The organism is Streptomyces thermospinosisporus (assembly GCF_039526425.1).
Taxonomy (GTDB): Bacteria; Actinomycetota; Actinomycetes; order Streptomycetales; family Streptomycetaceae; genus Streptomyces; species Streptomyces thermocarboxydovorans.
The window spans coordinates 54,634-72,763 of sequence record NZ_BAAAIZ010000061.1 but is presented as its reverse complement, the minus strand read 5'-3'; the positions used below and the strand labels follow the sequence as shown (position 1 = coordinate 72,763).

Sequence of the window (18,130 nt, the reverse complement as noted above, 5' to 3'; positions counted from 1 at the left end):
GTCCCGCACAGGCGGGGGCGAGCGGCCCGGGCTCACAGCAGGTGGTCCGCCTTGCCTGCCTTGATCTCGAGGATGAGGGCACGCAGGGCATCCCGGCTGTCCTTGAGGGGCGTGTCTTCCTGCCCGGCGACGGCGATGTAGGCGTTGCCGTCTTCGTCGGTGCCTATGCGGAAGCAGTTGGCGCCCTCGGCGCAGTACGGCTCTTCCCAGGTGATGTCTGGCATCGGCACTCCTCAGAAGTCGCTGGCGATGCTGCGGATGAAGTCACGTGAGTCCGCCGCCGAGAGCGACGCGCCCTCCATCCAGTCCAGGTGAGCGCGGTACTTGTCCAGCTGCGACTGCCCGTGCAGGAACTCGGGACCGTGAGCCGAGTCCAGTTCCACGGTGTCGAGCTGGGGCACCACGGCCTCCGCGTACGTCACGGCCTGCCCGGCCCCGGGGAAGGCGCCGGCGCTGAACGGGATGACGCGCACATCGATGTTGTCCCGCTCGGACAGTTCGCAGAGGTGGTCGAGCTGTGTCCGCATGACCTTACGCCCGCCGAACTCGACGCGCAGCGCCGCCTCGTGGACGTATCCCACGTAGGTGATCGGATCCTCCCGGTGGAGCACCTGCTGGCGCTGCATGCGGTGGGCGACGCGCAGTTCGATCTCGGCGGGTGACAGGGGCGGCAGCGCGGCGGCGAACAGCGTGCGGGCGTAGGCGTCGTTCTGCAGGAGACCCGGTACGTGCATGGCCAGGCCCGCGCGCACCGCCTTGGCGTTCCACTCCAGCTCCGCGATGTCCAGGAGCCCGGCGGGCAGTTGCCCGCGGTACACCTCCCACCAGCCGCGCGTCCGGTCACTGGCCATCTGCACCAGGGCGTCTACGTACGCCTCGTCGCGGCAGTCGTAGTTGCAGGCGAGAGTGCGCAGGCGTTCGGGAGTGACGGTCCGCACGCCCGCCTCAATGTTGGAGATCTTCGTCCGGTCGATGCCGAGCAGGCCGGCGGCGTACTCCGTGGACACCTCTGCTGCGAGACGCATCTTGCGTAGCTCGGCGCCCAGTCGCTTCTGGCGCTCGGTGGGTGTTGCCCTCGGCGGCATGTGTCACTTCCTCCCGGTAGCGGCGTCAGTCTGCCCCCTTGCGGGGGCAGGGTCCACCCACACGAGTGGCAATTGCTCGGATCGAGTGGCACTTTGCCACCCTTTCCTCTACCGTCCGTGACAGGTCGACCACTACAACGCTTGACCGGAAGTGCATCGCGCGGCCCGCCCGCACTCTTCTGCCCTGGGAGGGGTGGAGCCCGCGTCAGGGAGACAAGCCACCGGTCCGAACCGTCAACCACTCAACCCCCCTTCACTGAACGGAATTCGTCATGCCTGCCTCCGGCTCCCTCTGTCCGATCGCCGCCCCCGACGACCCTGGCGGCCCGGCATCCACCCCACCGTCCCCCGAATCCCTCTCCTACAGCCTCACCCTCCCCGCGGCCCCGCACAGCCCGTCGATCGCCCGTACCGCGACCCGCGCGATCCTCAAGGCGCACGGTCTGGAGGAGATGACGGACGCCGCGATCCAAGTGGTCGGCGAACTCACCGCCTGTGCCTACCGGTTAGCGCCCTTCACCAACGCGTACCTCTCCCTCCGCTACCGGGACGACACCCTGCGCGTGATCCTCTACGACACGCACCCACGTCACACCCACCCCCGCCTGGCCGCCGCCTGCGACACTCGCCGCCGAGCGGCGCTCCGGCTGCTCGCCTGCGTGGTGAAGGCCTGCTCCGGCGACTGGGGTTTCGGCGACGCGAGAGAACCGGGCGGCGGCACCCGTATGTGGGCGGTCCTCCCCAGGGGTACAAGCCGTACGTACGTTGCCGTCCATCCCTGAACCCGCCCGGCGGACAAGCGGAACGACTCCACCTGCTTGGGCTTTTCGTGGTTGTTCCGATCAGGACGTGATCAGAATGCGCCAGTACGACGTGACGGTGGACGCGGGCGGCTGCTGGCACCCGATCGGCTCGGTACCGCTCACCCCGGACGACTGGGCCCGCCACTTCGGTCCGTTCCGCGCCGAGTTCGTCGCCGCCCGGCGGCGCCACGACCCGGACGGCGTCCTCACGCCCGGCCGGCGCATCTTCTGACCTCCGCGACTCTCCGCGACCTTCCGCTTCCCGGCCCGGATTTGGGCTCGCCATTGGGCCCACGGGCCCATGCCCTCCCGGGAGTCCCTCCCTACGCTCGCCAGATGCGCGGCTGCGAAGGCTGCGCGCAAGCACGGAACTTGACGGTCCGAGGGGGGAGTCGGCATGGCGTCGGTCGGGGGAGCGAGCGGGGCCGGCGGGAGCGGCGGCATAGCGGCGGGCGGTGCGTCGGTGCCGCCCTCCGGATCCTCCGGGGCCTTCGGACGCCGGTCCGCCCTGCCCAGGCCGCTCCTCTTCGCCCTCGTCCTCGTCCACACCCTCTTCGCGGTCACCGTCCTCGGCGGCATCGGCCTGCTGCTGACCGCGAGTTCGTACGACGCGGTCGACGGCAACCTGCTCGCCCAGATCGCGTACGCCGCCGCCCCCGGCACCCTCGGCTGGTGGCTGGCGCGCCGTACGCGGCGCAACGGCGGCCCGCGGGCCTGGGCGGCGCTGCTCGCCGTTCAGGGGTGGCTGATCTTCGGGGCGATCTCCAACATCGCGGACGGATCGACCCGGGGCGCCATGCAGTTGCTCCTGCCGATCCTGATCGTCTACTTCCTCACCCGGCGGGAGAGCCGCGACTGGTACCGCCTCCCGGAGGGCTCCCGCCCGCCGTACCGTCCCTTCTCCCTGGCCCGGATGATCCGCTGGCGCCGGGACGAGGGGCAGACGGCCGTGGAGTACGCGGGCCTGATCGCGGTCGTCGCCGCCATCATCGCCGCGCTGGTCCTCAGCGGACTCGGCACGCAGATCCTCACCGGCATCCAGTCGCAGATCTGCAAGGTCACCGGGGCTGCCTGCCCCGGCCCGGAGGGCGGCGACGGCACGGTCACCGCCGAAGACGGCAACGGCGGCGACACCGGCAACGGCAACGGCACCGGGGACGGAAACGGTAACGGCGACGGTGACGGGAACGGCACCGGGGACGGCCGCGGTGGCGACACCGGAGGGAACGGTGACACCGGCGGCGGAACCGGTGGGACCGGCGGTGACACAGGCGGTACCGGAGGAAACGGCGGTACCGGTGGTACCGGTGGTACCGGTGGTAATGGCGGTACCGGAAACACCGGCGGCAACACCGGCGACGGCCGCACGGGCGGCGACAACGGCGGCACGGGCACCGGCGACAACGGCACCGGCGACGGAAACGGAAAAGGCACCGGCGACGACGGCGCCCCCGGCGCCGACCCGAACCTCGCCGACCCCGTGTCGGACGAGGAGGAGATCGACGAGCCGCCGTACGAGGATCCCACCCAGGACGGGGACGGCGGCGACTCCGAGGGCGACGACGAGGGCTGCTTCTCCGGCTTCGGCGCCTTCTTCAGCTGCGCCGGCGACCAGATCAAGCAGGTCGGCGAGGGCATCTTCGTCGACGGCATCTGGGGCGACATCACCGGCGCCTGGGACGTCGTCACCAACCCGATCGACACCCTCAAGGGTCTGGCGGACTACGGCAGTTCGCTCGGCGAGGAGTGGTGGAACAACACCGCCGACGCCCGCGAGAAGTGGGACAAGGGCGACTACTTCGGTGCGATCTGGGACTGGGGCGGCGCCTCGCTGAGCACCGGCGGCACGGTCCTGTACGACATGTTCATCGGCGACGACGTCGCCGACCAGTGGAACAAGGGCAACAAGACCCGGGCCGTCTCCACCGTCATCTGGAACGTCGGCTCCCTGTTCATCCCCGGCTACGGCGAGGCCAAGATCGCCGAGAAGATCGGCAGCCTCGGCCGGCTGACCCGCGTCATCGACGACGCCGCCGATGCGGCGGAGGACGCGCGCCGCGCCGCCAAGGCCGGTGACATGGACGCCCTGGAGGACGCGGCACGCCGCGCCGACGAGGCCGCCGACGAGGCGGAGGACGCGGCCCGCAAGACCGGCTGCACCATCGCCGCCCCGCACCGGGGGATCCCGTACGGCGACGGCGCACCCGGCACCACCCCTGGCACCGGGCTGAACCCGGGCCGGACGGAGGTACTCGCCGCCGCGCAGGCCGGCCCGGCGTACGTCGTCCGTGCCGAGGAGGGCTGTGACCCGGAGGCCAAGAAGCAGGCTGAGGAGGCACGCAAGAAGGAGCGCGAGGCCTACCTGGCGCGCAAGCGCGCCGAGGAGCCGCAGCGGGCCAAGGAGGCGCTGAAGGCCAAGAAGAAGTGGCCGGACCCGGAGCGCAACGACACCAGCGACCCGCGCAACTACAATCCGCCGGACTGGGCGGACGACCTGCGCAGCCGCACCTACGGCGACGCGGACAACGGCGACGGCTTCTGGGCCAGCCGCGACCGCAACCCCAAGCCGAACTGGAAGAACGAGTCCTGGCTGCGCTACCAGGAGCAGGTCACCGGGACCAAGCGCGGATACGAGTACGTCGTCCCGCACCCGGACCCGGACGTGCCGGACGTCGAGTTCGACGGCTGGGACTCCTCGCGCCAGACCTACCTGGAGGCCAAGAACGGCTATGACAGCTACCTGACCGCCGACCGCACCGAACTCACCGCGTCCGGCCGGGAGAACCTGCTCAAGGAGGCACGCCGTCAGGTCGAGGCGGCCCGGGGCAAGTCCGTCGAGTGGCACTTCTCCAATCGGGAGGTCGCCGACGCGGCCCGGGACGCCTTCGAGGACGCGGGCCTGGACATCGAGGTCGTCCACACCCCGGCCAAGCCGGTCGCCGGCGACCGCAGGCCCGAGCAGTTCGACTGACGGGCGTCCGGCCGCGACCCGGGCGTCCGCCCACGGCCGGACGCGCCGCGCCGGGCGGCCTATGGTGACGTAATGACGTGGTGACGTGGTCATGTGGTGACGCGGTGATGTACCGGCCGCCACGACAGACTTCCTGCGAGCACGAGGAAGGGGCAGTACCGAGATGCGACGAGTGGTGCGGGGCTTCTGGGGTCCCCGGCAGGAGCCGGCGGAGGCGCTCGCCGCGCGCTGGAGCACGACGCTGACGCGCTTCGCCGAGCTGCTTCCCGACGCCGTGCAGAAGACGGCGGACGACGGCAGCCGGACCTGGCGGACGACCGAATCCACCCCCGTCCGCCCGGACGAGAAGTCGCTCCTCGAGGCCCTCCGCGCGGCCCAGGCCGCCGACGACTGGTCCGCCGCCGACGGCACGTCGCTGCGGCTGCTCGCCGCCGACCCGGCACCCGGCTGGAAGCTGGAGATCGCCGCCCTGGCCGGCGGCACCCCGCAGTACCTGCTCCAGTCCCTGGTGGCCACGATCGTCGCCCCCGACGAGGCCCGTCTGCCCGACGCCGAGCTCCTCACCGCCGTCGCCGAGACCTGGCACCCCGACTACGGCGACGTGAGCGACCGCGCCGTGACGGCGGCGCTGAAGAAGGAGGCGGGCTTCAAGATCGGCACACCGTCGGTCGGCTGGGTGGGATACCTGTCCCCGGGGCGGGCGAGCCGGATCCCCGGCGGTCTGGCGGACGCGACCCGCCGGCTGACCGAGCCGGAGGGCGGCGCCCTCCTGACGATCGCCCAGCCCGGCGACACCGCACCGGTCGTCAGCGCCTACAACGCGCTGAAGGCGGCCGGCGCCCTGGACCCCCTGCCGCAGCCCATGGACAGGCCCACCCTGTGAGCACCGGCCAACCGTTCGATCTGCAGGCGGCCCTCGAGGCTCTCGACGCCGCCCTGTCCGCCCCCGTCCCCGCCTCCGGCCCGGTCACCCCGGAGAGCGACCCGGCGACGGGGGAGTGGGCGGGCACCCGGGGCGAGGGCTTCCGGCTCCTCCCGCTCTGGCAGGGCCCCTGGCTGACCGGCGTCTACGGCGCGGACTGGAACGCGGCCGAGGAGCAGGCCGAGTCCCATCTGACCGACCTGACGGCGGTACTGGACGACCGCTGGGGCCCGCACCGCACCGTGTCCATGCGCGTGCCCCTCTTCCGGACCCGCACCGGCCCCGACCCGCACCCGCCGCTGCCCGAGCCGTTCCGGACCCTCGCCGCGATGGACTACTTCGGCGACCTGAGCGTCTGGGGTCCCCTGCACCCGCCCGGAGCCTCCGACGACGCTCCCCGCTGGCTGTCCCTCTCCCTCAACCAGCCGGACGGCGACGCCCCCATGGTCCTGACGGCCCTGGTCACCACGCATCCGGTCGAGGAACTCCCCGAACTCCCCGAACTCCCCGAACTCCCCGACACTTCAGCGCCGTGAGCCGAGTACCGGGCCCGCCCTAGTCGGACCCGGAGGAGCCTGATGACCCGGAGGAGCCTGACGACGCCGAGGGGCCAGACGACGCCGAGGAGCCTGCCGACCCGGAGGAGTCTGCCGACCCGGAGGTCCCGGCGCTGCGGGCCGGGCCGGTGGGTCCGGAAGCCCCGCCGGACTCCGTGTCGACCTCCACCTGAGCGCCCGCGGTCAGTCCCCAGCCCGCCATCGCCCCGGCCTCCGCCTCCAGGACGTGCCGCGCCCGCACCCTCGGCAGGCCCAGCCGCCCGGGCCGCATCGTCCTTACGGCGATCACCCGGAGCCGCCGGTCGAGATAGGCGACGTCGATGGGGATCCGCATCCGGAAGGTGTGCACGCTGTTGGCCGGAGTCAGCAGCAGGGCCCCCTCCACCGCGTCCCGGCCCAGCAGCCCCTTGGTCCGCGCCCGGTACGAGGAGGCGATCTCCAGCGGGACCCGCCGCGCCTCACCGCCCTCCGGCTTCACGACCAGCACGCCGAACCCGTCCCGCCAGCGCCCCACGGCACCCTCCTCCACCGCAACCCTGTGAACGACCAGGCCCTACCCTGCCGCCTCGGCCGCCCGACGCAACCGTTCCCGCTCAACTCCTCCCGCCGGCGCCCGTTTTCGCCCCGCAACGCTCCGTGTCCGGCCACTCTGATCCCATGTGTGCCATATGGGTGGCAATGCACCATGCGTACCAGTCGTCCCAGGAGTTTCCGCATCGTTATGGTTCCCGGCTCGCCTTCGCGACCCTCGTCCCCGTAGGTTCAGACCAAGGAAATTCGCGTCAGCAAAGCTGCGCGGGGGGTGGTACCGCGCAGTGGAGGGGCTGCGCGGTGCTCGCCCGAGTCAAGCGCATGCGCCGCGCCCGGGTCACCCATCGGAGGGACGGCCGGAAGAGTTGTCGCGATCGGTGCCTCGCGCCGTCACTTCCTTCACGGCATCCCCTCAATACCCGGTTTTCCGCTGTTTTCCGGCTGATTTCGGCCAGGGAAAGGTGATGAACGACGCCCTCCGAGGGCATCGCGGCGTCGCCGGCTGATTTCGGAGGGTAGTTATACGGCGTCAATGTGCACGGCATCCCTTACGAAGGGTTATGGTGGAAACCCCCCCTCGGGCCGGTCCGTCTCCCCCCCACGGACCGGCCCGTTTTTCTTGCCCCCGCGTTTCCCCCGTGCCTTCGCTTCCGCTCCCGCCGGGCCAGGGCCGCTTCTCGCCCCTGGACGCGTCCGCCGGCGTGCGCCCGGCGCTCTCCGCCTGGACAGCCTCCCGGATCCGCCTCCCGTGGCTCGGGACACCCCCAGGCACCCCCAGGCACCCCCAGACAGTCCAGCGGGCCGCGTACCGGCGCAATACCCCGGCAGCCCCCGCAGCCGTGACATTCGCCCCTACCCCGGAGGTTGGGGACCCCGGCATTCGCGGGGGTAGGCTTCCGCTCCGGGGACCGCCACACGGACAGGGTCCGACCGCACCCGCACCGGGTCGCAGGCCGCGCAGCGCGGCCGAGGCCACGCCTGTCCGATCCGTACGGAGGGGCTGACGATCACGTGAACCTGCGCGACAAGCTGCGCGGCCTGCTGGTCAGGCTGTACGCGCGCCGGGTGGAAGGCCACCTGGACCACGCTCAGGTGCCCAAGCACATCGGCGTCATCATGGACGGCAACCGACGCTGGGCGAAGGCGGCGGGGTCCACCACCGCGCAGGGCCACCGGGCCGGCGCGGACAAGATCGAGGAGTTCCTCGGCTGGTGCAGTGAGACGGACGTCGAGGTCGTCACCCTGTGGCTGCTGTCGACGGACAACTTCGACCGGCCCAAGGAGGAACTGGTCCCGCTCCTCGGCATCATCGAGGACGTGGTGCGCTCCCTCGCCGCCGACGGCCGCTGGCGGGTCCACCATGTCGGCACCCTCGACCTGCTGCCCGCCGGGATGCAGCGCACCCTCAAGGAGGCCGAGGACGCCACCGCCGAGGTCAACGGCATAACGGTCAATGTCGCCATCGGCTACGGCGGACGGCAGGAGATCGCCGACGCGGTGCGCTCGATGCTGCTGGACGCCCATGCGAAGGGCATGTCCATGGAGGAGCTCGCCGAGGCCGTCGACATCGACATGATCGGACGTCACCTCTACACCCGCGAGCAGCCCGACCCCGACCTGGTCATCCGCACCAGCGGCGAGCAGCGGCTGTCCGGATTCATGCTCTGGCAGACCGCCCATTCGGAGTACTACTTCTGCGAGGTCTTCTGGCCGGCCTTCCGCAAGGTGGACTTCCTGCGCGCCCTGCGCGACTACGCGGCCCGCCACCGGCGTTACGGCGGCTGACGCAGGATTTCCGCCTCCCGGGCGCTGACCGGCGCACTTACGGCGCACTCCCAGGGCACCGACCGGCGCACCGGCCCCGGCACCTCCCCCGTACCTCACCCGGAGTTCACCTGCGCGCCATGACGCGGCGTTGCATGGCAGCGCTTGTTCGAGGGCATAAGCCAGACAGGTCGACACCCGAACCACGGGTGTCGGATCTCAGCGGGCGGCGCGGGTGCCGTCCGCCCGGGAGGCCCTTTTGCACCAGCCCGACCGAGCGGTCACGGCACGGAAAAAGCAGCGGAGGGCCGGTTCCCGGCCACCGCTGGTGCGGGGCGGCCGGCAACCGGCCTGGACCTCGGCTCCCTCCCGGCCCAGCCTCCGCTCCGTCGCTCCCCGACCTCATCCGAGGGGGTACGTCCTTCCGTGGTGACCAGCGCACAGCGCCACAAGCCAGACCGGCGCACCTATGTTCTCGACACCAGCGTCCTGCTGGCCGACCCCAACGCCCTGACCCGCTTCGACGAGCACGAGGTCGTGCTCCCGGTCGTCGTGGTGACGGAGCTGGAGGCCAAGCGGCACCATCCCGAACTCGGCTACTTCGCCCGGCAGGCCCTGCGCCTGCTCGACGACTACCGGGTGCGGCACGGCCGGCTGGACACCCCCATCCAGATCGGGGACCTCGGCGGGACCGTGCGTGTCGAGCTCAACCACTCGGACCCCAGCGTGCTGCCCAGCGGCTACCGGCTGGGGGACAACGACTCCCGCATCCTCGCCGTCGCCCGCAATCTGCAGGCCGAGGGGTACGACGTCACGGTCGTGTCGAAGGATCTCCCGCTGCGGATCAAGGCGTCCTCCGTGGGGCTCGTCGCCGAGGAGTACCGGGCGGAGCTCGCCATCACGGACTCCTCCGGCTGGACCGGAATGTCCGAAGTGACCCTGCCCGGTGAGCAGGTGGACATCCTCTTCGAGGAGGGGCACGTCTACGTGCCGGAGGTCGCCGACCTGCCCGTGCACACCGGGCTGAGGATCCACTCCGAGCGCGGCAAGGCGCTCGGCCGGGTCACCGCCGAGGGCAATGTCCGTCTGGTGCGCGGCGACCGGGACGCCTTCGGCATCAAGGGCCGCAGCGCCGAACAGCGGATCGCGCTCGACCTGCTGCTCGACCCGGACGTCGGCATCGTCTCGATGGGCGGCCGGGCCGGCACCGGCAAGTCGGCGCTGGCGCTGTGCGCGGGCCTGGAGGCGGTCCTGGAGCGCCGTCAGCACCAGAAGGTGATGGTCTTCCGCCCGCTGTACGCGGTGGGCGGGCAGGAGCTGGGCTATCTGCCCGGCACCGAGGCCGAGAAGATGAGCCCCTGGGCGCAGGCCGTCTTCGACACGCTCTCGGCGGTCACCAGCCGGGAGGTCATCGAGGAGGTCACCTCGCGCGGCATGCTGGAGGTGCTGCCGCTGACGCACATCCGGGGCCGCTCGCTGCACGACGCCTTCGTGATCGTGGACGAGGCGCAGTCGCTGGAGCGAAACGTTCTGCTGACCGTGCTGTCCCGGATCGGGGCCAATTCACGGGTGGTGCTCACCCACGACGTCGCCCAGCGGGACAATCTCCGGGTCGGCCGGTACGACGGCGTTGTCGCGGTTGTCGAGAAACTCAAGGGGCATCCGCTTTTCGCCCATGTGACCCTGACCCGTTCCGAGAGGTCCCAGATCGCGGCCCTTGTGACCGAAATGCTGGAGGACGGGCAGGTCTGACCCTCATCTCCTGATCCGTACCAACAAGGTGCGGTTACGCAGTAGTTGGCGCCGTCCGGAAAGGCGTAGAGCCTAGCCGGGCGGCGTCGGCGCGTGTGCCGCTTTCCGGAAATCCCCTGGCCCAAACGGCATGTGAGCTTTCACACGCAACGCGGAATTGCCTTGCGCCGTCTGGTTACGGCAAAGTCTCACTCCTGTCAGGCCCCGCATACGACACGGCCGTACCCCCAGCGGTACGGCACAACAGAAGACACAGCTTCAACTGCATAGCGTCGTCGTATGCCGCCCGAGCACCACGCGGCACTCCCCTCGGGGAGTTGCCCACCGGGCCCGTGCCTCCCGTGACCCGCAGTTGGGGAGGCCAGTGCCAGGGGCACGATTGCGTCCGCGAGGGTCACCGAAGCGGGCGATGCTGGAAGGAAACCGTGTGAGCCGGATCTCGGTCCGGGGATTCGCAGTGGCCTCGGCCACGGCGGTCACCGCTGTCGGAAGCGTCGTCGGTGTTGCCTCGGGCAGCACCGCGCAGAACAACGACGCCGAAGCGACGGCAACTGGTGCCACGACGCTGCTCGCGGACATCCCCGCGGGCCAGCAGGCCGAGGTGCAGACCGCGTCCCTGACGCAGCAGGCCGAAACCATGGCCATTGCAGCGGACACGAGCGCGAAGAAGGAAGCCGAGGAGGCCGCCCGCAAGGCAGCCGCCGAGACCGCGGTCGCCAAGAAGGAGGCCGCCGAGAAGGCTGCCAAGGCCGCCAAGGAGGCCGAGGAGCGGAAGAAGGAGGAGGAAGCCGCCAGCCGCTCCAAGGACGCGTCCGCCTTCGCCGTACAGAGCTCCTACACCGTCGCCCAGATCCAGGCGATGGCGCGCCAGATGGTGCCGGCCGGCCAGTTCCAGTGCTTCAGCAACATCGTGGACCACGAGTCCAGCTGGAACTACAAGGCCGTCAACCCCTCCTCGGGCGCCTACGGCCTCTTCCAGGCCCTGCCGGGCTCCAAGATGGCCTCTGCCGGCTCCGACTGGCAGACCAACCCGGCCACCCAGATCAAGTGGGGCCTGAACTACATGAACGAGCGCTACGGCAGCCCTTGCGAGGCCTGGTCCTTCTGGCAGGCCAACCACTGGTACTAGAGCTCGTCCGCCCCACCAGGGCGCCCACCAGGGCCCATTCGCCTCGGCACAGCCCCTCGCCGTTCCACGGTGCGGGGCTTTCGCCATGTACCGTCTGACCGACGACTTGCGGGGAGTGGCGGGGCGAGACGGGGGAAAGGGACGGAGCATGTCGCGAGTGCCAGGGTGGCTGAACCGGATCGGAACCCGGCTGTCCGAGGCCGGAAAGCGGTTGGAGCAGCGCCGGGCCGAGGTCGAGCGCGGCGAGCTGGTGGGCCCGGAGGACGGGGAGTCCGCCGCGGCCACGCCGTCCGTGCCGCCGCCGCCCGGCTACGCGCCCGCCGTCCGGCCCCGGCCCGACCCCGCCCTGGCCGTGCCGTGGGGTGTGCGGGTCGCGGCCGAGGCCGGCTGGCGGCTGCTGGTGCTGGCGGGCACCCTCTGGGTGCTGATGCGCGTCATCAGCGCCGTCCAGCTCGTCGTCCTGGCGTTCGTCGCCGCGCTGCTGATCACGGCCCTGCTGCAGCCGACGGTGGCCCGGCTGCGGCGCATCGGGGTGCCGCGCGGCCCGGCCACCGCACTCACGGCGCTGTTCGGCTTCGTCGTCATGGGCCTCATCGGCTGGTTCGTGACCTGGCAGGTCATGGAGAACATCGACAACCTCTCCGACCAGATCCAGGACGGCATCGACGAGCTGCGCAACTGGCTGCTCAACAGCCCCTTCCACGTCACCGACAAGCAGATCAACGAGATCGCCAAGAACCTGCGCGAGGCGGTCGGCGACAACACCGAGCAGATCACCTCGGCCGGCCTGGAGGGCGTCACGGTCGTCGTGGAGGCGCTCACCGGCATCCTGCTGGCGGCCTTCTCCACCCTCTTCCTCCTCTACGACGGCAAGCGCATCTGGCAGTGGGCGCTCAAGCTGGTGCCCGCCGCCGCCCGCCCCGGCGTCGCCGGCGCCGGTCCGGCCGCCTGGCGCACGCTCACGGCGTATGTGCGCGGCACGGTGATCGTGGCGCTGATCGACGCCATCTTCATCGGCATCGGCATCTACTTCCTCGACGTGCCGATGGCGGTGCCGCTCGCCGTCTTCATCTTCCTGTTCTCCTTCATCCCGCTGGTCGGTGCGGTCGTCTCCGGCGCCCTTGCGGTGGTCGTGGCGCTGGTCACCCAGGGCGTGTTCACCGGCGTGATGACCCTCGCCGTCGTCCTGGCGGTCCAGCAGATCGAGGGCCACGTCCTCCAGCCCTTCATCCTGGGCCGCGCGGTGCGCGTCCACCCCCTGGCCGTCGTCCTGGCGGTCGCCACCGGCGGCATGGTCGCCGGCATCGGCGGCGCGGTCGTGGCCGTCCCCCTCGTCGCCGTGACCAACACGGTCGTCGGCTACCTCCGCGCCCACTCCGCCGAGGTCGACGTCTCCCACTCCCCGAAGCCCCACGGCGCAACGGCTCTGTCGGAGGCGACCACCCTCCCACCCGGAGCACAGCCCTCTCCGGGCGAACGCGGGGCGCCGGGCGGCGGCGAACCTCCGGAGCCCCGGGAGCAGCCGTAGAACGCCGTCAATGCCGCGCACGGCGGCTCGGCCGCCCCGGAGACCGCGTACGAAGGCGAAGGCCCGCCCACCGGATGGTGGGCGGGCCTTTGGCCGTGTGAGGGGTTCGCGGAGTTACTCCGCGAGGGCGGCCTCGGCGTCCAGGGTTGCGGCGACCGCCTGGATCACCGCGGCGATCTTGAACGCCTCCTGGATGACGTCGCGCTCCAGGCCGGCCTTGCGCAGCACCTGCTCGTGGGAGTCGAGGCACATGCCGCAGCCGTTGATGGCGGAGACCGCGAAGGACCAGTACTCGAAGTCGACCTTGTCGACACCCGGGTTGCCGATCACGTTCATCCGCAGACCGGCGCGCAGGTTGCCGTACTCGTGGTCGGACAGCAGGTGGCGGGTGCGGTAGAAGACGTTGTTCATCGCCATCACCGCGGCGGCGGCCTTGGCCGCCTGGTACGCCTCCGGCGACAGGTTCGCCTTCGCCTCCGGCTCCAGCTCGCGCAGCACGATGGGCGAGCGCGAGGCGATGGCCGTCGACAGCACCGTGCCCCACAGCTGCTGGGCGGGCAGGTCGGAGTTGCCGATGACCGAACCCAGGTTGAGCTTCAGGTCCTTGGCGTAGTCCGGGATCCGGGCCTTGAGGGAATCGAGGGACATGCCTCACTCACCAGCCAGGAGCTTGACCGGGTCCAGGGTCTCGTCGCCCTTGTTCCAGTTGCACGGGCACAGCTCGTCGGTCTGCAGCGCGTCCAGCACCCGCAGGACCTCCTTCGGGTTCCGGCCGACGGAGCCCGCGGTCACCATGGAGAACTGGATCTCGTTGTTCGGGTCCACGATGAACACCGCGCGCTTGGCGTAGCCGTCCTCGCCCTCGATGCCGAGGTCCCGCATCAGCTCGTGCTTGGGGTCGGCCATCATCGGGAAGGGCAGGTCGCGCAGGTCGTCGTGGTCCTTGCGCCAGGCGTGGTGGACGAACTCCGAGTCACCGGAGAAGCCGAGGATCTGGGCGTCGCGGTCGGCGAACTCGTCGTTCAGCTTGCCGAACGCCGCGATCTCGGTCGGGCACACGAAGGTGAAGTCCTTGGGCCAGGCGAACACGACCTTCCACTTGCCCTCGTAGGTCTTGTGGTTGATCGTCTCGAACTCCTTGCCCTTCTCCAGCGAGACGCAGGCGGTCAGTTCGAACTCGGGGAACTTGTCACCGACAGTGAGCACACGCTCTCCTTGCAACGCAGAGACATCCGGATCGCGGAAGTCTCCCTTGGGTTGGACTGTGCCGATGCTGGCACAGCATGCATTGATTACTGAAATAGCTACACTCGGTCGGGTTGATCGGAGGTAGCTATCAGTGACAGTGGGTAACGCGGGTCACAGGCGCAGGCAGCCGAGCCTGGCGCAGCTGAGGGCGTTCGCGGCGGTGGCGGAGCACTTGCACTTCCGGGACGCCGCCGCGGCCATAGGCATGAGCCAGCCGGCGCTGTCCGGTGCCGTCTCCGCCCTGGAGGAGACACTCGGTGTGACGCTCCTCGAGCGTACGACGCGCCGGGTGCTGCTCTCGCCGGCCGGTGAACGGCTGGCGGTGCGGGCCAAGGCGGTGCTGGAGGAGGTCGGCGCCCTCATGGAGGAGGCCGAGGCGGTGCGCGCCCCGTTCACCGGCGCGCTGCGGCTCGGCGTCATCCCCACGGTCGCGCCGTATCTGCTGCCCACTGTGCTGCGGCTGGTCCACGAACGCTATCCGCACCTCGACCTCCAGGTGCACGAGGAGCAGACCGCCAGCCTCCTCGACGGCCTCGCCGGCGGACGGCTCGACCTGCTGCTGCTCGCGGTGCCGCTCGGCGTGCCGGGGGTGACCGAACTGCCGCTGTTCGACGAGGACTTCGTGCTGGTGACCCCGCTGGACCACTGGCTCGGCGGACGCGAGGGCATCCCGCGGGAGGCGCTGCGCGAGCTGAACCTGCTGCTGCTGGACGAGGGGCACTGCCTGCGCGACCAGGCGCTGGACATCTGCCGGGAGGCGGGACGGGAGGACGTCCCGGCCACCACCACCGCCGCCGGGCTGTCCACCCTGGTGCAGCTGGTCGCGGGCGGCCTAGGGGTGACGCTGCTGCCGCGCACCGCCGTCAAGGTGGAGACCACCCGCTCCAGTCAGCTCCTCACCGGCTACTTCGCCGACCCCGCCCCGACCCGCCGGATCGCCCTCGCCATGCGCACCGGCGCGGCCCGCGCGGCGGAGTACGAGGAGCTGGCGGCGGCCCTGCGGGAGGCGATGCGGGAGCTGCCGGTGCGGGTGCTCGGCCCCGGGGACTGAATCCGGGACTGAACGGAAAGCGGGTGCGAATTGCTCAGGTAAGGGTGCGTCCGGGACCGGTTGGGCGGTGCATTCGTCCAGGTTCCGTCAACTGCGCGGACACGCACCTGAGCAGGAATCCGAACTGATAGACATACCCCCTCAGTGCGACGCATCAGGCGTTTGTGCGAAATCACCGTGTACCGCCCCGGTTCGGGGCACCGGTGCGGCAGTCGAGGGGAGCGATGTCCGGTATTCGGGATTTCCTTGACCGGGACGGCTACCGGCGACTGTCCCGGGCCCTCGCGGACGCGGCCGCCGCACACACCACCGGCGAGATCCAGGTGTCCGGCCGGCCCGGCGGGTCCTTCCACCTCCGCGACGGGCTGGTGGTCGCCGTCGAGAGCCCCGGCGCTCCCGGTCCGGAGGCGCTGCTGCTGCGCTCCGGGCGGGTCACCGGCGAACAGTGGGCCGAGCTGATGCGGGAACCCGGCGCCGGCAAGTGGCCCGCCGCCGGACTGATCGCCCACGGCTACGCGGGAGCCGTCCAGCTCCGGGTCGTCCGCATGATGGCGATGCAGGACGCGGTGTTCGCGATCCTCGCCGGGCGCATCGAGGAGTGCGCCCGGCCGGCCGAGGGCCACCCGCTCGCACCGCTCGAGCAGGGCGAACCGCCCGCCCGCCTGCTGCACGAGGCCACCCGCAAACTGGCCGCGCTCGCCGCCCTGCCCCACTCCGTCCGCCCGGACGGCGAACGCCCCGTCCCGACCGGCCTCGCCGAGCGCGCCTGGCCCCATCTGCCGCACTCCCAGCGCGAACTCCTCACCCACGCCGACGGCCGCCGCACCGCCCGCGACATCGCCTTCCGCACCGGCCGCAGCGTCTACACGGTCACCGCCGAGATCTCCCGCATGCTCCAGGAGGGCCACCTGACCTGCCCCGGCCCCGAGGCGTCCCCCGTCCTGATCCGCACCGAGGGCGACCCGGCGGCAGCCCTGCGCCGGCGCCGCCCACCGGGGAAGCCGTCCTCCAGCCCCGGCCGACAGGGGCAGGAGTCGTCCACCCCTTCGGACAACGCGTCCCGGCGGACGGTGACTTCGCAGGCAGCCGCCCCCGGCCGGAGCGTCCAGCAGCAGCCGCCGCCGGCGGGTCGGTCCGTGGCGTTGCCGGACGTCGCTCCACGACAGCCCGCCGCCCAGGTGGTCACTCCGGAGCGGCCGGTGTCGCGGCAGGCGGGCCTGGATCGCCCCGCACTGCAGGCCGTTGCCCCGGCGGCGTCCGTGTCGCAGGAGTCCGACGCCGGCCGCTCCCCGTCACAGGAAGTCGCCCTGAAGGCGCCCACTGCCCCCGTACCAGCCCCGGGGAAGCCCGCCGCACTGGAACCGGTCCCCGCCCTGACCGCCCCCCAGGAAGCGGCCCGGGATCACCCCGCTTCGCCGGAACTCTTCCCCGGGCGGCCCGTGTTGTCGCCGTCCGTGCTGTCGGCGCTCGCCTCGCTGCCGGCCGCCGAGGAGCGGCGGGCGGAGGGTGACGCGGCGGGCGACATCTCCAGGGCGGGCGACATCTCCAGTGCAGGCGACACGAGCCAGGGCCGGCACCCGGAGCCGGGTGCGGCGGCCCGGGCCGCTCCCGCCCTTGCCGCACTGCCGCGGCGCCGGCGGGGGGCGAGCGGCAGGAGCAGGACGCTCGATCCCGGCCGGTCCGGGGCGAGTTGGAAAGGGTTCTTCCGGCTGCGCGGCCGCGGCTGAGGGGCCGATGTCCGAGCCCACGCCGGAAGCATCACGGCACATCGACACGAACAGGAGACGCCCGTGGCCGTACGCGGCGACAGCCGCGGCCGGGCGTCAGGGAGTTCACCCCATGGATCACGAAGCACTGGCCTCGGAGATGCGCGGCCTGCGCGAGCAGGTCGCCGGCATCACCGACACGGCCCTGGCCGCCGCCGACGGACTGCTCATCGCGGCGGACACCGGTGACGGCATCGACGCCGAGGGCCTGGCCGCGATGGCCGCCGCCGGTCTCGGACTGGCCCGGCGCACCACCCAGGCGACCGGGCGCGGCACGCTGCGGCGGACCGTCGCCTACGGCAGCCACGGCTGTGCCGCCTTCTACGCCGTCGGCGACACCGCCCTGATGGTCGTCCTCGGCGACGAGGGCATCGACGTCGACCGCCTCCACCAGCACACCCAGCCGGCGCTGCGGCGTATCGGCTCCCTCCTGACCGAGGGCGAATCCAGCAAGGAAAGGGCATAGAGGTATGGCGACAACAAAGAGGATGAACTCCGGCTTCTCCGACCGGGTCATGGGCCTGGTGAAGAGCCTGCGCAGCGAGACGCCCGACTGCCTGGCCGCGGGCGTGGTCGACATGGCGACCGGGATGCTGCTCTCCTACGAGACCGTGGACAACCATCCCGCCGAGGTCCTGGACCTGCTGGCGGGGGCGACCCTCGACCTGTTCCAGGGCCGCACGGTGGTGACGATCGAGGACATCTTCAAGGAGCGCCGCGGCGTCTCCAGCGACCAGCACTACTTCCAGGAGATCCTGGTCAACAGCGACCATCTGACGCACCTGTTCCTGCGCATGAACGAGAACCAGGACGTGGTGGCCGTGGTCGTCTGCCGCAAGTCGGTCAATGTGGGCATGCTGTTCGCGCAGGCCAGGCGGGTGGTGAAGGAGCACAGCGGGATCTGAGCAGCGGACGGTCACCGACCCGGACACGTTCACCGACACGGACACGTTCACCGACACGGACACGTTCACCGACACCTGTACGGACACGGACGCGGTGACCGAAACGGACATGGACACG

At 71.2% G+C, this 18,130-nt stretch carries 17 protein-coding genes and 1 pseudogene; 13 read left to right on the top strand and 5 right to left on the bottom strand.

Annotated features, from left to right (window positions below):
• Positions 1–32: 32 nt before the first annotated feature.
• Together ABD207_RS20105 and ABD207_RS20100 are read right to left on the bottom strand one after the other, a co-directional pair.
• On the bottom strand, positions 33–224 hold the full coding sequence (locus ABD207_RS20105; protein ID WP_344014487.1) for a hypothetical protein: 192 nt from the start codon (positions 222–224) through the stop codon (positions 33–35).
• Between the two features lie 9 nt (positions 225–233).
• Positions 234–1,085, bottom strand: coding sequence for a helix-turn-helix domain-containing protein (locus ABD207_RS20100; RefSeq protein ID WP_344014486.1), 852 nt, complete (start codon positions 1,083–1,085; stop codon positions 234–236).
• Between the two features lie 272 nt (positions 1,086–1,357).
• On the opposite strand from ABD207_RS20100, the gene ABD207_RS20095 reads away from it, so the two are divergent.
• From ABD207_RS20095 to ABD207_RS20075, 5 genes are all read left to right on the top strand, one after another.
• Positions 1,358–1,867, top strand: coding sequence for an ATP-binding protein (locus ABD207_RS20095; RefSeq protein WP_344014485.1), 510 nt, complete (start codon positions 1,358–1,360; stop codon positions 1,865–1,867).
• Positions 1,868–1,943: 76 nt separating this feature from the next.
• On the top strand, positions 1,944–2,120 hold the full coding sequence (locus tag ABD207_RS20090) for a hypothetical protein (protein WP_344014502.1): 177 nt from the start codon (positions 1,944–1,946) through the stop codon (positions 2,118–2,120).
• A gap of 165 nt (positions 2,121–2,285) precedes the next feature.
• Positions 2,286–4,859 (top strand): Tox-REase-5 domain-containing protein, encoded by a 2,574-nt coding sequence (locus ABD207_RS20085; RefSeq protein ID WP_344014484.1) that lies wholly within the window; start codon positions 2,286–2,288, stop codon positions 4,857–4,859.
• 163 nt (positions 4,860–5,022) lie between these two features.
• Complete coding sequence (locus tag ABD207_RS20080; protein ID WP_344014483.1) at positions 5,023–5,742, top strand: Imm52 family immunity protein; 720 nt, start codon at positions 5,023–5,025, stop codon at positions 5,740–5,742.
• Positions 5,739–6,317 (top strand): hypothetical protein, encoded by a 579-nt coding sequence (locus tag ABD207_RS20075; protein ID WP_344014482.1) that lies wholly within the window; start codon positions 5,739–5,741, stop codon positions 6,315–6,317. The genes ABD207_RS20080 and ABD207_RS20075 overlap by 4 nt, the downstream gene beginning before the upstream one ends.
• 172 nt (positions 6,318–6,489) lie before the next feature.
• Here the strand turns inward: ABD207_RS20075 and ABD207_RS20070 are convergent.
• Positions 6,490–6,852, bottom strand: a pseudogene (locus ABD207_RS20070) (DUF192 domain-containing protein); the annotation flags it as partial.
• A 1,028-nt stretch (positions 6,853–7,880) separates the two neighbouring features.
• Here ABD207_RS20070 and ABD207_RS20065 point away from each other — a divergent pair.
• The 4 genes from ABD207_RS20065 (at position 7,881) to ABD207_RS20050 (ending at position 13,042) form a co-directional block, all read left to right on the top strand.
• Positions 7,881–8,654, top strand: coding sequence for an isoprenyl transferase (locus tag ABD207_RS20065; protein ID WP_344014481.1), 774 nt, complete (start codon positions 7,881–7,883; stop codon positions 8,652–8,654).
• Between the two features lie 405 nt (positions 8,655–9,059).
• Entirely contained in the window at positions 9,060–10,385 is a 1,326-nt protein-coding gene (gene phoH2, locus ABD207_RS20060; protein ID WP_344014480.1) for an RNA 5'-3' helicase PhoH2, read from the top strand.
• 427 nt (positions 10,386–10,812) lie between these two features.
• Positions 10,813–11,514, top strand: coding sequence for an aggregation-promoting factor C-terminal-like domain-containing protein (locus tag ABD207_RS20055; RefSeq protein WP_344014479.1), 702 nt, complete (start codon positions 10,813–10,815; stop codon positions 11,512–11,514).
• Positions 11,515–11,662: 148 nt separating this feature from the next.
• Positions 11,663–13,042 (top strand): AI-2E family transporter, encoded by a 1,380-nt coding sequence (locus tag ABD207_RS20050; protein WP_344014478.1) that lies wholly within the window; start codon positions 11,663–11,665, stop codon positions 13,040–13,042.
• A 114-nt stretch (positions 13,043–13,156) separates the two neighbouring features.
• Here ABD207_RS20050 and ABD207_RS20045 read toward each other — a convergent pair whose 3' ends face one another.
• Both ABD207_RS20045 and ABD207_RS20040 read right to left on the bottom strand, forming a co-directional pair.
• Positions 13,157–13,690 carry an alkyl hydroperoxide reductase gene (locus ABD207_RS20045; protein WP_344014477.1) on the bottom strand — a complete coding sequence of 178 codons (534 nt, stop codon included), beginning with the start codon at positions 13,688–13,690 and terminating at the stop codon, positions 13,157–13,159.
• Between the two features lie 3 nt (positions 13,691–13,693).
• A complete protein-coding gene (locus tag ABD207_RS20040) occupies positions 13,694–14,248 on the bottom strand; it encodes a peroxiredoxin (RefSeq protein WP_344014476.1) in 555 nt (184 codons plus the stop codon).
• Positions 14,249–14,381: 133 nt separating this feature from the next.
• Here ABD207_RS20040 and ABD207_RS20035 point away from each other — a divergent pair, with 133 nt between their 5' ends.
• From ABD207_RS20035 to ABD207_RS20020, 4 genes are all read left to right on the top strand, one after another.
• Positions 14,382–15,341 carry a LysR substrate-binding domain-containing protein gene (locus tag ABD207_RS20035; RefSeq protein WP_344014475.1) on the top strand — a complete coding sequence of 320 codons (960 nt, stop codon included), beginning with the start codon at positions 14,382–14,384 and terminating at the stop codon, positions 15,339–15,341.
• 224 nt (positions 15,342–15,565) lie between these two features.
• Positions 15,566–17,068 (top strand): hypothetical protein, encoded by a 1,503-nt coding sequence (locus ABD207_RS20030; protein ID WP_344014474.1) that lies wholly within the window; start codon positions 15,566–15,568, stop codon positions 17,066–17,068.
• A 112-nt stretch (positions 17,069–17,180) separates the two neighbouring features.
• Positions 17,181–17,573 (top strand): roadblock/LC7 domain-containing protein, encoded by a 393-nt coding sequence (locus ABD207_RS20025; protein WP_344014473.1) that lies wholly within the window; start codon positions 17,181–17,183, stop codon positions 17,571–17,573.
• A gap of 4 nt (positions 17,574–17,577) precedes the next feature.
• Positions 17,578–18,012 (top strand): hypothetical protein, encoded by a 435-nt coding sequence (locus tag ABD207_RS20020; RefSeq protein WP_425580761.1) that lies wholly within the window; start codon positions 17,578–17,580, stop codon positions 18,010–18,012.
• The last annotated feature ends 118 nt before the right edge of the window (positions 18,013–18,130 follow it).